The sequence below is a fragment of the Microbacterium sp. 8M genome, assembly GCF_902506375.1.
Taxonomy (GTDB): domain Bacteria; phylum Actinomycetota; class Actinomycetes; order Actinomycetales; family Microbacteriaceae; genus Microbacterium.
The window spans coordinates 501825-514895 of record NZ_LR733284.1; the positions used below are offsets into that span (position 1 = coordinate 501825).

Sequence of the window (13071 nt, forward strand, 5' to 3'; positions counted from 1 at the left end):
GAACCGCAGTTATTGCGACCTGAACCGACGAAGAGCCGACCCCAGCGCCCGCCGACTCCAGCGCCCCGCCGATGCCAGCGCCCCGACGCCGCGGTCTTGACGCATCCGCCTGTGGGGTGTCACAATGACCGTGACCGGTCACAGTCGCCCAGGACGAGCCTCGGGCGCCACGAGAGGATCCGCATGACCACCTTCGCCCCCGAGGTCGAGCAGGCCATCGCCGCCGTGCGCGCCGACGTCGCCCGGCTGCACGCCGAGCTGGTCCGCTACGGGCTGGTGGTGTGGACCGGCGGCAACGTATCGGGGCGGGTCCGTGTCGGCGACGACCCGAGTCAGGACCTGTTCGTCATCAAGCCCTCCGGCGTGAACTACGACGACCTGGCGCCGGAGAACATGATCCTCTGCGACCTCGACGGCACCGCGATCCCCGGCACCCCGGGCAGCGACCGCAGCCCGTCGAGCGACACCGCCGCGCACGCCTACGTCTACCGGCACATGCCCGAGGTCGGCGGCGTCGTGCACACCCACTCCACCTATGCCGTGGCCTGGGCGGCGCGCGGCGAGGAGATCCCCTGCGTGATCACCGCGATGGCCGACGAGTTCGGCGGACCGATCCCGGTCGGCCCGTTCGCGATCATCGGCGACGACTCGATCGGCCGCGGGATCGTACAGACTCTGCGTGGGCACCGCAGCCGTGCGGTGCTCATGCAGAACCACGGACCGTTCACGATCGGCGTGGACGCGAAGGACGCGGTCAAGGCCGCCGTCATGGTCGAGGACGTCGCGCGCACGGTGCACCATGCGCGCGAAGCCGGGCCGCTCATCCCGCTGCCGCAGGACGCGATCGACAGCCTCTTCGACCGTTACCAGAACGTGTACGGCCAGAGCACGGATGCCCGCCGATGACCCCGCGACGCAGCTCAGGGTCCGCCCGCGAGGACATCCTGGCAGGACGCACGAGCCTCGGGATCGAACTCGGATCCACGCGGATCAAGGCGTGCCTGATCGGATCCGATCCCGCCGTCGTGCTGGCGACCGGATCCTCCGCCTGGGAGAACCGGCTCGAGGACGGGCTGTGGACCTACGGGCTCGATGAGGTCTGGGCCGGGTTGCAGGAGGCGTACGCCGCGCTCGTCGCCGATGCCCACGACCGCTACGGCGTGCGGCCGACGACGTTCGGCGCGCTCGGGATCTCCGCCATGATGCACGGCTATCTCGCCTTCGACGCGGCCGGCGAGCTGCTCGTGCCGTTCCGCACCTGGCGCAACACCAACACGCCGGTCGCCGCGGCCGAGCTCACCGACCTGCTCGGCGTCAACATCCCGCTGCGCTGGTCGATCGCGCACCTGCACCAGGCCGTCGTCGACGGCGAAGCGCACGTGCCGCAGATCGCGAGCGTGAACACCCTCGCCGGCTACGTGCATGAGCGCCTGACCGGTCGGCGGGTGCTCGGCGTCGGCGACGCATCCGGCATGTTCCCGATCGACGCGGCGACCGGCGATTACGACGCCACCATGGTCGCCGCCTACGACGCGCTCGCCGGGGACCGGCTGTCCGCCCCGCTCGTCGAGCTGCTGCCCGAGGTGCGGCCGGCGGGAGCCGACGCCGGCGCGCTCACCGCCGAGGGCGCGCTGCTGCTGGACCCGTCCGGATCCCTCGCCCCCGGCATCCCGCTGTGCCCGCCCGAGGGCGATGCCGGCACGGGCATGGTCGCCACGAATGCGGTCGCCCCGCGCACCGGCAACGTCAGCGCCGGCACGAGCATCTTCGCCATGGTCGTGCTGGAGCGGCCGCTGTCCGGGGTGCACCACGAGATCGACCTCGTCACCACGCCGTCCGGCGACGCCGTCGCCATGGTGCACTGCAACAACGGCGCCAGCGAGCTCGCCGCCTGGGCGGGGCTGTTCACGCGCTTCGCCGCAGCGGCCGGCGCCCCCGTGAGCGACGACGCCGCCTTCGAGGCGCTGTTCCGCGAGGCGCTCTCCGGCGAGGCGGACGCCGGCGGCCTGCTCGCCTACAACCACCTCGCGGGGGAGCCGATCGCCGGCCTCACCGAGGGGCGACCGCTTGTCGTGCGCACGCCCGGCAGCGCCTTCACCCTCGCGAACTTCATGCGCGCGCAGCTCTACGGCGTGTTCGGCACGCTCGCGCTCGGCATGCGCACGCTCGCCGACGAGGGCGTGCGGCTCGACCGCATGTTCGCGCACGGGGGCATGTTCCGCACGGCGGGGGTGGCCCAGCGGTTCCTCGCCGGAGCCCTGGGCGCTCCGGTCGCCGTCGGCGAGGCCGCATCCGAGGGAGGAGCGTGGGGGATCGCCGTGCTCGCGTCGTACCTCGCCCACGCCGACGCCGTGAGCCTCGGCGACTACCTCGACCGGCAGGTGTTCGCGTCGGCGGACATCGCCGTCGCGGATCCGGATCCGGTCGACGTCGCCGGGTTCGCCGCCTACCTCGACCGCTACCGGGCGGGCCTCGCCATCGAGGCCGCCGCGGTGGGCGCCCTCTGAACCACCCACGACGACCACTCACGACACGATCGATGATCATGCGGATCCGATGATCCGCGTCCCATGAACGGAAGAACCTCGATGACCCGCACCCCGCTCACCACCTCCCTCGACGGCTACGAGGTCTGGTTCCTCACCGGAAGCCAGCACCTGTACGGCCCCGAGACGCTCGCGCAGGTCGCCGAGCAGTCGCAGCAGATCGCCGGGATCCTGGATGCTGCCGGGGATGTCCCGGTGCGCATCGTCTGGAAGCCAGTGCTCACCGACTCCGCCGCGATCCGGCGCACCGCGCTCGAGGCCAACGCCGACGACCGCGTGATCGGCCTGATCGCCTGGATGCACACCTTCAGCCCCGCGAAGATGTGGATCGCGGGCCTCGACGCGCTGCAGAAGCCGCTCGCGCACCTGCACACGCAGGCCAACGTCGAGCTGCCCTGGGCGGACATCGACTTCGACTTCATGAACTTGAACCAGGCCGCGCACGGCGACCGCGAGTTCGGCTACATCCAGACGCGGCTCGGGGTGCCGCGGAAGACGATCGTCGGCCACGCGTCCGACCCGCGCGTGCAGCGCGAGCTCGGCACCTGGCAGCGGGCGGCAGCCGGCCTCGCCGCGAGCCGCGACCTGAAGCTCGCCCGCTTCGGCGACAACATGCGCTACGTCGCCGTCACCGAGGGCGACAAGACCGAGGCCGAGCTGCGCTTCGGCGTGCAGGTGAACACGTGGGGCGTGAACGAGCTCGCCGAGGCGGTCGCCGCAGCGGGCGAGGCCGACATCGACGCGCTCGTCGCCGAGTACGAGGAGCTCTACGACGTCGTGCCCGAGCTGCGCAAGGGCGGCGAGCGGCACCAGGCGCTGCGCGACGGCGCGGCGATCGAGCTGGGTCTGCGCTCGTTCCTCGAGGAGGGCGGGTTCAGCGCCTTCACCACGTCGTTCGAGGACCTGGGCGCCCTGAAGCAGCTCCCGGGCCTCGCCGTGCAGCGGCTCATGGCCGAGGGGTACGGCTTCGGCGCCGAGGGCGACTGGAAGACCGCGGTGCTCGTGCGCATCGCGAACGTCATGGGCGCGGGCCTGCCCGGCGGCGCGAGCCTCATGGAGGACTACACCTACGACCTCACGCCAGGGGACGAGCTCATCCTGGGTGCGCACATGCTCGAGGTCTCTCCGTCGCTGACCACGCAGAAGCCGACGCTGGAGATCCACCCGCTCGGCATCGGCGGCAAGGACGACCCGGTGCGGCTGGTGTTCACCGCGGATCCGGGATCCGCCGTCGTCGTCGCGCTCAGCGACATGCGCGACCGCTTCCGCCTCACCGCGAACGTCGTGGAGAACGTCGCCCCGCGCGCCGCCCTGCCGAAGCTGCCGGTCGGCCGCGCGGTGTGGAAGCCGCAGCCCGACTTCACCACGTCGGCGGCCGCCTGGCTGACCGCGGGCGCCGCGCACCACACCGTGATGTCCACGGCCCTGGGGATCGAGGCGTTCCGCGACTTCGCGGAGATGGCCGAGGTCGAGCTGCTCGTGATCGACGAGAGCACCACGCTGCCGGCGTTCCAGCAGCAGGTGCGCTGGAACCAGGCGTACTACCGCCTGGCCCAGGGGCTGTGACGATGACGGATCCGGCACTTCCTGTCTCCGAGCCTGCGCTCCCGGTCCCCGAGCCTGCGCTCCCGGTCCCTGAGTCTGCACTTCCGGTCCCTGAGCCTGCACTTCCGGTCCCTGAGCCTGTCGAAGGGACGCTCGTCGCGACCGAGGCGCTGCCGGTCCCTGAGCCCGTCGAAGGGACGCCGCGCGCTGCCGACGCCTCGGCGGATGCAGCCTCGGAGACCATGCTCCCGCGCTCCGGCCGGCAGTTCCGGATCGCCGCGCACGGCTACGAGGCCGACATCGCCTCGGTGGGCGCGACGCTGCGGGCGCTGAGGTTCGAGGGACGCGATCTCGTCGTGCCGTTCGCGGCGGACGAAGTGCGGCCGAACTACCGCGGAGCCACGCTCGCGCCGTGGCCGAACCGCATCGTGGACGGACGCTATCGCTTCGCCGGCGTCGAGCATCAGCTGCCGCTCACCGAGCCGGAGCGGGGTCAGGCGCTGCACGGGCTGGTCGCCTGGAGCGCGTTCGAGGACCGCATCGTGGAGCCGGATCGTGTGGTGCTCGCGACGACCATCGAGCCGCAGAGCGGGTACCCGTTCCGCGTCGAGGTCGTCGTGGAGTACCGTCTGGCCTCGGACGGTCTCATGCAGACCGTGACCGGGCGCAACCTCGGTGCCGATGCCGCCCCCTGGGGCACCGGCCCGCATCCGTACCTGGTGGCAGGGTCCGCCGGCGACGACTCCGCTCCCGCGGACGGGTGGACGCTCCTGCTACCCGCATCGGCCGTGCTGACGGTCAGCCCCGACCGGCTGAGCCCGGTCGCGCTCGAACCGGTCGACGCGCATCCGGAGTGGGACTTCCGTGCAACGCGGCCCATCGGCGACACCTTCATCGACCACGCGTTCACCGCCCTGGCGAGCCTCGACGGCGTCACGACCGTCGAGGTGCGCGACGGCGAAGGCCGCGGCGTCGCCCTGCACTGGGACGCGTCCTGCCCGTGGGTGCAGATCCACACCGCCGACACGCCCGCCGACGCCGCGATGCACCGGATCGGGCTCGCGGTCGAGCCGATGACCTGCGCGCCCGACGCGTTCAACTCGGGCGCTGGACTCGTGGTGCTGTCCCCAGGCTCCGCGCACCGCGCCTCCTGGCGCATCCAGTCCCTCCAGCGGTGAGGCGACGAGGCGACGGCGGCTCCGCTCGATGGGCACCTCTGCCCATCGAGCCGCCTCGCCGCGCTGAGTATCGTGTATCCCATGGCAACTGAGGGGGAACCGCTGCAGGGCGGGCATGAACTCGATTTCGGATCCGCATCGCACGAGCAGACGCCGCCGCAGCCCGAAGCTCCGCAGGTTCCGTCCGCGGACGCACAGGTGCCGGCCGAAGCGACGCCGCAGGCCGGCGCCGGCGAGGAGGCTGCGGCTGCGGAGCCTGCCGCTGCGGAGCCTGCCGCAGAAGCTGCTGCCGTTCCTGAAGCCGTAGGGGAGGGCGCGCCCGCCACGGCGCCGGAGAACCCGACCGAGGCCTATCCCACGCAGGCGTTCCCGCCGCCCGAGGCGCACCCGGGCCAGGCGCACCCGGGACAGACGGACCCGGGGCCGGCGTACCCGGGGCCGGCGTACCCGGGGCCGGCGTACCCGGGGCAGCCCGCTCAGCCGTACCCCGGCGCGCCGTACGGAGCTCAGCCGGGCCAGCCCGCGCAGCAGTACCCGGGCCAGCAGTACCCGGGGCAGGCGTACCCCGGGCAGCCCACCGGCGCGGGCCAGACGTACCCGGGGCAGCCCTACGGAGCCCAGCCCGGCCAGCCCTACGGAGCCCAGCCCGGCCAGCCCTACGGCGCCCAGCCCGGCCAGCCGGTTCCGGGCCAGCCCTACGGGGTGCAGCCCGGCCAGGGGTACGGCGGACAGCCGCCGAAGAAGACCTCGAAGGGCCTCATCTGGGGCCTCGTCGGCGGTGGCGTGGTGGTGCTGCTCGCCATGATCCTCGTCGTCGCCCTGCTCGTGGTGCCGGCGATCACCCGCTCCTCGGTCTCTGCAGCCGACACGGTGAAGGCCTATCTGACGGCCGTCTCCAAGGGCGACGCGAAGACCGCGCTCGGCTACCTGGAGGGCGTGCCCGACAAGAAGCTGCTCACCGACGCGGTGCTCAAGGAGTCCGGCACGCTCGGCGGCGTCAGTCACATCTCCGTGAAGAAGGGCGGCGACGGCAAGTACACGAGCTCCGTCGAGGCGACCTTCCGCGTCGGCGACCGTACGGTCACCCGGTCGTACGACGTGTACAAGGTCAAGGACGCCTGGAAGATCACGAACGGCGTGATCCCGGTCGCGATGGGCTCTCTCCAGGGCCTCGACGCCACGTTCAACGGCGTGCCCGTCGCGGAGATCGGCAACCCCTACGTGTTCCCCGGCACCTATCGGGTCGAGATGGACTCCAAGTACTTCTCGATCGACGGTGACTCGACGTTCACGATCGCGACCGAAGACGACGCCGCAGCGCTCTACGACATGCACGCCGAGCTCAACGACGCGGGCGTGTCCGAGTTCCGCTCGCTGGTGCGCTCCGCGGTCGAGGCCTGCGTCGCCATGAAGACGCTCTCGACCCCGTGCGGCATGGACATCACCGGAATCGACCTCTCCGGTGCGACGGCTGTGGAGGGCACCGTCACGCGCACGCTCACCGCCGACGGGAACGCGACACTCGACTCCCTGGAGCCGGAGAGCAACGGCTCCTCGCCGACGGTGGTGTCGGCCTACGACTACGTCTCGGTCGACATGGAGCTCCAGGGCAGCGACGGGCAGACCTACACGGTCACGTTCGGCGGCTCCCTCGACACCCCGACGGTCGACTTCGGCGCGTCGAATCCGCAGGTCACCTGGGAGTAGCCCCGGCCGAGCGCCGTGAACGAGAGGACCCCCGCCGACCCGATTCGGCGGGGGTCCTGGCGGTTCGTGACCGCTGGACGCCCGGCGAGACGGCCGGGCGGATCCCATCGTGCGCGGGAAGACGAGCCCCCGATCCGGTCAGCGTCTGCGTCCTGCGCAGCATCCGTTGTACGTGCCCAAGGTGACGGGCAGGTGAACTCGCCGTCAGATCTCGATGAATTACATGGATGCCCTACTAACTACATGGACGGCCATGTAATCTGGATCCAGCGTCGACGACGACGCAGAACCAGGAGCACACGATGGTCCGCGACATCACCCACTTCATCGGAGGATCCGCGATCCCCGGCAGCCCGGAGGCGAACGGAGGGCGCTGGGGCGACGTGTTCGATCCGTCGACCGGAGCCGTGCAGGCGCGTGTCCCGTTGGCCGGTGCGCACGAGGTGCGGGCGGCGATCGCCGACGCCGAGGCCGCGCAGCCCGAGTGGGCGGCGACGAATCCGCAGAAGCGCGCCCGCGTGCTCATGCGGTTCCTGGAGCTGCTCCGCGACGAGACCGAGGAACTGGCGGCGCTGCTCTCCAGTGAGCACGGCAAGACGCTCGACGACGCCAAGGGCGACATCCAGCGCGGGGTCGAGGTGATCGAGTTCTGCATCGGCGCTCCGCACCTGCTGAAGGGGGAGTACTCCACGGGGGTCGGCACGGGCATCGACGTGTACTCGCTGCGCCAGCCCCTGGGCGTGGTCGCCGGCATCACGCCGTTCAACTTCCCCGCGATGATCCCGCTGTGGCAGATGGGCCCGGCGATCGCGGCAGGCAACGCATTCATCCTCAAGCCGAGCGAGCGCGACCCGTCCGTGCCGGTGCGGATCGCCGAGCTGTTCCTGAGGGCGGGGCTTCCGGCCGGGATCCTCAACGTCGTGCACGGCGACAGGGAGGCCGTCGACGTGCTGCTCACCGATGAGCGGGTGCGGGCGATCGGCTTCGTCGGATCCACTCCGATCGCGGAGTACATCTACACGACGGCGACCGCGCACGGAAAGCGCGCGCAGTGCTTCGGCGGCGCCAAGAACCACCTCGTCGTGATGCCAGACGCCGACCTGGATCAGGCGGCGGATGCGCTCATCGGCGCCGGCTACGGCTCGGCGGGGGAGCGCTGCATGGCGATCTCGGTCGCCGTGCCGGTGGGCGAGGAGACCGCCGACGCGCTCACCGAGAAGCTCGTGGAGCGGATCTCGAAGCTGAAAGTCGGCCCGCCGCGCGAGCCGGGGATCGACTACGGCCCGCTGGTGAACGCCGCCGCCGTCGAGCGTGTCACCGGCTACATCCAGCAGGGGATCGACGCCGGCGCCGAGCTGGTCGTCGACGGGCGGGGGTTCTCCGTCCCCGGCCACGAGGAGGGCTTCTACCTCGGCCCGACCCTGTTCGACCGCGTGACCACGGACATGTCGATCTACCGCGAGGAGATCTTCGGGCCGGTGCTCGTGATCGCCCGCGCGGCGGACTACGAAGAGGCGCTGCGGATGGCGTCCGAGCATGAGTACGGCAACGGCGTGGGCATCTTCACCCGCGACGGCGACGCCGCGCGCGACTTCGTGGCCCGCGTGAACGTGGGCATGGTGGGCGTGAACGTGCCGATCCCCGTGCCGATCGCGTACTACACCTTCGGCGGCTGGAAGCGCAGCGGATTCGGCGACCTGAACCAGCACGGCGCCGACGCCTTCCGCTTCTACACGAAGACCAAGACCGTGACGAGCCGCTGGCCCGCGGCGGGTGTCCGCGAGGGCGCCAGCTTCGTCATCCCCACGATGCACTGACCACTGGTCGCTGGGCCTGTCGACGCGACCCATCCCTTCGACAGGCCCAAGGCCGAACAGCCCCCACAAGGAGCAGACGATGACCACCGTCACCACCCCGATCACGATGACCGCCGAGGAGCGCGCCGCCGTCCTCGGCGCCGTGCGCGAGTTCGCGGAGACCGAGCTCGCCCCGTTCGCGGCCGAGCGCGATGAGAAGCACATCTTCCCCCGCGACACGCTGCGCCGTGCCGGCGAGCTCGGCCTCGGCGGCATCTACGTGCGCGAGGAGTCCGGCGGCACGGGCCTGCCGCGCGTCGACACCGTCGCGATCTTCGAGGAGCTCGCCAAGGGCGACCCCACGATCGCCGCGTACATCTCCATCCACAACATGGTCACCTGGATGATCGACACCTACGGCACGCAGGCCCAGCACGAGCGCTGGCTGCCCGAGCTGATCGGGATGGAGGGGGTCGGCAGCTACTGCCTCACCGAACCGGGAGCCGGATCCGACGCCGCAGCCCTCGCGACGAGCGCGACCCGCGACGGCGACGAGTACGTGCTCACCGGCGTGAAGCAGTTCATCTCCGGCGCCGGCGAAGCGGCGGTCTACATCGTGATGGCCCGCTCGGGCGGGCCCGGCCCGCACGGCATCTCTGCGTTCCTCGTGCCCGGCGATGCCCCGGGGCTGAGCTTCGGGGCGCCGGAGAAGAAGATGGGCTGGCACGCGCAGCCCACCCGCCAGGTGATCCTGGACGGCGTGCGCGTTCCTGCGACGAGCATGCTCGGATCCGAGGGGCAGGGCTTCGCGATCGCGATGAGCGCGCTCAACGGGGGCCGGCTGAACATCGCCGCCTGCTCGCTCGGCGGCGCGCAGTGGGCGCTGGACCGGGCCGTGCAGTACGTGCACGAGCGCGAGGCGTTCGGCGAGCCGCTCGCCGAGAAGCAGTCGATCCTGTTCGCGGTCGCCGACATGCGCACCGACCTGCAGGCCGCGCGGCTCATGGTGCGCGACGGCGCGCAGGCCGTCGACGACAAGGCCCCGGACGCCACGATGCGCTGCGCGATGGCCAAGCGCTTCGCGACCGACGCCGGATTCGACGTCGCCAACCGGGCCCTTCAGCTGCACGGCGGCTACGGGTACCTTCAGGACTACGGGATCGAGAGGGTCGTCCGTGATCTGCGGGTGCATCAGATCCTGGAAGGGACGAACGAGATCATGCGACTCATCGTCGGGCGCGAGATGCTGCGTCCTGCCGGATCCGCGTCCATGCGATCCTCGGCGCCGGTCGAGGCGCGGAGCGCATCATGACGCGCATCGCCTTCCTCGGCCTCGGCCACATGGGCCTTCCCATGGCGAAGAACCTGCTCGCGGCGGGGCACGACGTCGTCGGCTTCGACGTGGTCCCGGCCGCGGTCGATGCCGCCTCGGACGCGGGCGTCCCCGTCGCCCAGTTCGGGGTGGATGCGGTCGCGGGCGCCGAGGTCGTCATCACGATGTTCCCGGCCGGCAAGCACGTGATCGCGGCGTATCAGGACGGTCTGCTGGCCGCCGCGGAACCCGGCACGCTGTTCATCGAGAGCTCCACGATCGCCGTCGATGAGGCCCGCACCGCGCACGCTCTCGCGATCGAGGCGGGCCACCGCAACATCGACGCGCCGGTGTCGGGCGGCGTCGTGGGCGCGGAGAACGGCACGCTCGCCTTCATGGTGGGCGGATCCGACGAGGACTTCGCCGAGGCGCTGCCCCTGCTGGAGGTGATGGGCAAGCGCATCGTGCACTGCGGCGGACCCGGGCTCGGGCAGGCCGCCAAGGTGTGCAACAACATGATCCTGGGCGTCTCACAGATCGCGGTCGCCGAGGCGTTCGTGCTCGGCGAGCGGCTGGGGCTCGAGCACCAGGCGCTGTTCGACGTGGTGTCGCAGGCGTCCGGCCAGTGCTGGGCGCTCACGACGAACTGTCCCGTGCCCGGTCCGGTGCCGACGAGCCCGGCGAACCGCGACTACAAGCCCGGTTTCGCGGGTGCGCTGATGGCGAAGGACCTGGGACTCGCGCTGCAGGCGATCGAGGGCACGGGCACCGAGGCGCGGATGGGGCGCCTCGCGCAGGAGATCTACGCGGCGTTCGCCGCCGGGCCGGGCGCCGCCCGCGATTTCTCCGGCATCATCACCGACATCCGCGACGCGTCCTGATCTGTGGCGGATCCGGGCGCCCCTCGATCCGCGAGACTGCACCTGGGCGACGAGACAGCAGCAGAGTGCAGCAGTCTCGTCGCGTGGTTGCAGTCTCGCGGTCCGTGCCGGGCAGAGGGACGGGCGGCGCGGACACCGTCCGTTCACCGTCATCGGGGATACTGGAAGCGCCACGAAGAAGCGGCGAAGGGATGGACATGGCCGAGTACGAGACGATCCTCACGGAACAGCGCGGACGAGTCGGCTGGATCACCCTGAACCGTCCGCAGGCGCTGAACGCGCTGAACTCGCAGATCGCCGAGGAGGTCACCGCGGCCGCCACCGCGTTCGATGCGGATGAGGGCGTCGGCGCGATCGTGGTGACCGGCTCGGAGAAGGCGTTCGCCGCGGGGGCCGACATCAAGGAGATGGAGTCGATGTCGGCCGCCGAGATGGTGGAGACCGACCACTTCGGCATCTGGCGCGAATTCGCCGCGGTGCGCACGCCCGTGATCGCCGCCGTGTCGGGCTTCGCCCTGGGCGGCGGGTGCGAGCTCGCCATGATGTGCGACATCATCCTGGCCGCGGACACCGCGAAGTTCGGGCAGCCGGAGGTGAACCTCGGCGTGATCCCGGGCATGGGCGGCACGCAGCGCCTGATCCGAGCGGTCGGCTACTACAAGGCCGCCGAGCTCGTGCTGTCCGGCCGCATCATGGGCGCCGAGGAGGCCGAGCGGGCGGGTCTGGTCTCACGGGTCGTGCCCGCGGCGGAGCTGCTGACCGAGGCGTCGGCGCTGGCCGAGACGATCGCGTCGAAGTCGCTGCCGTCGATCCTCGCCGCCAAGGCCGCCCTCGACGCGGCCATGGAGACCCCGCTCGCGGCCGGGCTCGACATCGAGCGGGAGGCCTTCGCCTCGCTGTTCGACACCGTCGATCAGAAGGAGGGCATGGCCGCCTTCCGTGAGAAGCGTCCGCCCCAGTTCGTGAATCGGTGACCGATATGGCCGACATCCGCGCACTCGGATCCTCTCCGGATCCGCGCCAGAGCGCATCCCTCGACGCGTTCGGTGAGGCGTCGAACGTGGTGCCGCTGTTCGCCGACGGCGCGCTGCCGGACGTCACCGACCTGCGCCTCAGCGAGGACGACCGGCGCGAGCTGGTCGGCTGGACCATCGCCTGCGCCGAGCGGCTGCTGCCGCTGTTCCAGGCGGAGCGGCCCGACGACGACCGTCCGCGCGAGGCGCTCGCCGCGGCGGAGGCGTTCCTGCGCGGCGAACTGGACATCGACGCCGTTCGCGAGAAGGCGTTCGCCTGCCACGAGGCGGCCCGGCAGGCGCGGGATCCCAGCGCCGTGGCCGCTGCCCGCGTGTGCGGGCAGGCCGTCGCCGTCGCTCATCTCGCCGGGCACAGTCGCCAGGTGCCGCGGCACACGGCGCGCGCGTTCCCCGGCGACCGCTCCCGCCGCGACGAGGAGCTCGCGTGGCAGCGGATGAACATCCCGGCGCGGTTCGACGCGTACGTCTACGAAGGCGACTGAACAGGATCCGCTTCCTCTCCGCCCTGTGTCGGAAAACGGAGACGCTCTTGGCGTGTCGGGGCGCGTCACGCCGCACCGGGCGACACGCCGGTGCATGCGCGCGCCCCTCTTCGTTTTCCGACGGAGAGGGGGCGCGTGGACCTGGCTACGGGACTCGGATCAGTCCTCGGAGACGACCACCGTCACCTCGATGTTGCCGCGGGTCGCATTCGAGTAGGGGCACACCTGGTGCGCGGCGTCGGCGAGCGCCTGCGCTTGCGCCTGCTCGAGCCCGGGGATGACGACGTCGAGGCGCACCGCGAGCTGGTAGCCGCCCTGACCGTTCGGGCCGATCTGCACGCGGCCGGCGACGGAGGAGTCGGCGATGGAGACCTTCTGTGCGCGGGCCACCGACTGCAGCGCCGAGTGGAAGCAGGCGCTGTACCCCGCGGCGAAGAGCTGCTCGGGGTTCGCGCCGTTGCCGGATCCGCCCATCTCCCGAGGGATGGCGAGGTCGAGGTCGACCCGGCGGTCGGTGGTCACGACGCGTCCGTTGCGGCCGGCTCCCGTCGCGATGGCTTCGGCGGTGTAGAGGACGTCAATGGGTGATC

General features: G+C 71.4%; 11 protein-coding genes. 10 read left to right on the plus strand and 1 reads right to left on the minus strand.

Going from position 1 to position 13071, the window contains the following annotated elements; translation table 11 throughout:
* The first annotated feature begins 183 nt into the window (after positions 1-183).
* The 10 genes from AERO9AM_RS02315 to AERO9AM_RS02360 all read left to right on the plus strand — a co-directional run bounded on the left by AERO9AM_RS02315 (position 184) and on the right by AERO9AM_RS02360 (position 12481).
* Positions 184-906, plus strand: coding sequence for an L-ribulose-5-phosphate 4-epimerase (locus AERO9AM_RS02315; protein ID WP_159574715.1), 723 nt, complete (start codon positions 184-186; stop codon positions 904-906).
* Positions 903-2507, plus strand: a complete 1605-nt coding sequence (locus AERO9AM_RS02320; RefSeq protein WP_159574716.1) for a xylulokinase — start codon at positions 903-905, stop codon at positions 2505-2507. Before AERO9AM_RS02315 ends, AERO9AM_RS02320 begins: the two co-directional genes overlap by 4 nt.
* Positions 2508-2588: 81 nt before the next feature.
* A complete protein-coding gene (gene araA / locus AERO9AM_RS02325) occupies positions 2589-4112 on the plus strand; it encodes an L-arabinose isomerase (protein ID WP_159577317.1) in 1524 nt (507 codons plus the stop codon).
* Positions 4113-4333: 221 nt separating this feature from the next.
* Positions 4334-5269, plus strand: coding sequence for an aldose 1-epimerase family protein (locus AERO9AM_RS02330; RefSeq protein WP_159574717.1), 936 nt, complete (start codon positions 4334-4336; stop codon positions 5267-5269).
* 81 nt (positions 5270-5350) lie between these two features.
* The gene (locus AERO9AM_RS02335) at positions 5351-6976 is read left to right on the plus strand and encodes a hypothetical protein (RefSeq protein WP_201298562.1); all 1626 of its coding nucleotides are present in this window, start codon (positions 5351-5353) and stop codon (positions 6974-6976) included.
* Between the two features lie 302 nt (positions 6977-7278).
* Entirely contained in the window at positions 7279-8793 is a 1515-nt protein-coding gene (locus AERO9AM_RS02340; protein WP_159574718.1) for a CoA-acylating methylmalonate-semialdehyde dehydrogenase, read from the plus strand.
* Positions 8794-8872: 79 nt separating this feature from the next.
* Positions 8873-10084, plus strand: a complete 1212-nt coding sequence (locus AERO9AM_RS02345; protein ID WP_159574719.1) for an acyl-CoA dehydrogenase family protein — start codon at positions 8873-8875, stop codon at positions 10082-10084.
* Positions 10081-10965 carry a 3-hydroxyisobutyrate dehydrogenase gene (mmsB, locus tag AERO9AM_RS02350; RefSeq protein WP_159574720.1) on the plus strand — a complete coding sequence of 295 codons (885 nt, stop codon included), beginning with the start codon at positions 10081-10083 and terminating at the stop codon, positions 10963-10965. The genes AERO9AM_RS02345 and mmsB overlap by 4 nt, the downstream gene beginning before the upstream one ends.
* Positions 10966-11162: 197 nt before the next feature.
* Positions 11163-11939, plus strand: a complete 777-nt coding sequence (locus AERO9AM_RS02355) for an enoyl-CoA hydratase-related protein (RefSeq protein ID WP_159574721.1) — start codon at positions 11163-11165, stop codon at positions 11937-11939.
* Between the two features lie 5 nt (positions 11940-11944).
* A complete protein-coding gene (locus AERO9AM_RS02360) occupies positions 11945-12481 on the plus strand; it encodes a putative immunity protein (RefSeq protein WP_159574722.1) in 537 nt (178 codons plus the stop codon).
* A gap of 159 nt (positions 12482-12640) precedes the next feature.
* Here AERO9AM_RS02360 and AERO9AM_RS02365 read toward each other — a convergent pair whose 3' ends face one another.
* The gene (locus AERO9AM_RS02365) at positions 12641-13063 is read right to left on the minus strand and encodes an organic hydroperoxide resistance protein (protein WP_159577318.1); all 423 of its coding nucleotides are present in this window, start codon (positions 13061-13063) and stop codon (positions 12641-12643) included.
* Between the last annotated feature and the right edge of the window lie 8 nt (positions 13064-13071).

Bases quoted from the DNA above. Each gene is read 5' to 3' on its own strand.
- araA (WP_159577317.1), top strand. From the start codon at position 2,589: ATGACCCGCACCCCGCTCACCACCTCCCTCGACGGCTACGAGGTCTGG.
- AERO9AM_RS02355 (WP_159574721.1), top strand. From the start codon at position 11,163: ATGGCCGAGTACGAGACGATCCTCACGGAACAGCGCGGACGAGTCGGC.
- AERO9AM_RS02360 (WP_159574722.1), top strand. From the start codon at position 11,945: ATGGCCGACATCCGCGCACTCGGATCCTCTCCGGATCCGCGCCAGAGC.
- AERO9AM_RS02320 (WP_159574716.1), top strand. From the start codon at position 903: ATGACCCCGCGACGCAGCTCAGGGTCCGCCCGCGAGGACATCCTGGCA.
- AERO9AM_RS02345 (WP_159574719.1), top strand. From the start codon at position 8,873: ATGACCACCGTCACCACCCCGATCACGATGACCGCCGAGGAGCGCGCC.
- mmsB (WP_159574720.1), top strand. From the start codon at position 10,081: ATGACGCGCATCGCCTTCCTCGGCCTCGGCCACATGGGCCTTCCCATG.
- AERO9AM_RS02335 (WP_201298562.1), top strand. From the start codon at position 5,351: ATGGCAACTGAGGGGGAACCGCTGCAGGGCGGGCATGAACTCGATTTC.
- AERO9AM_RS02330 (WP_159574717.1), top strand. From the start codon at position 4,334: ATGCTCCCGCGCTCCGGCCGGCAGTTCCGGATCGCCGCGCACGGCTAC.
- AERO9AM_RS02315 (WP_159574715.1), top strand. From the start codon at position 184: ATGACCACCTTCGCCCCCGAGGTCGAGCAGGCCATCGCCGCCGTGCGC.
- AERO9AM_RS02340 (WP_159574718.1), top strand. From the start codon at position 7,279: ATGGTCCGCGACATCACCCACTTCATCGGAGGATCCGCGATCCCCGGC.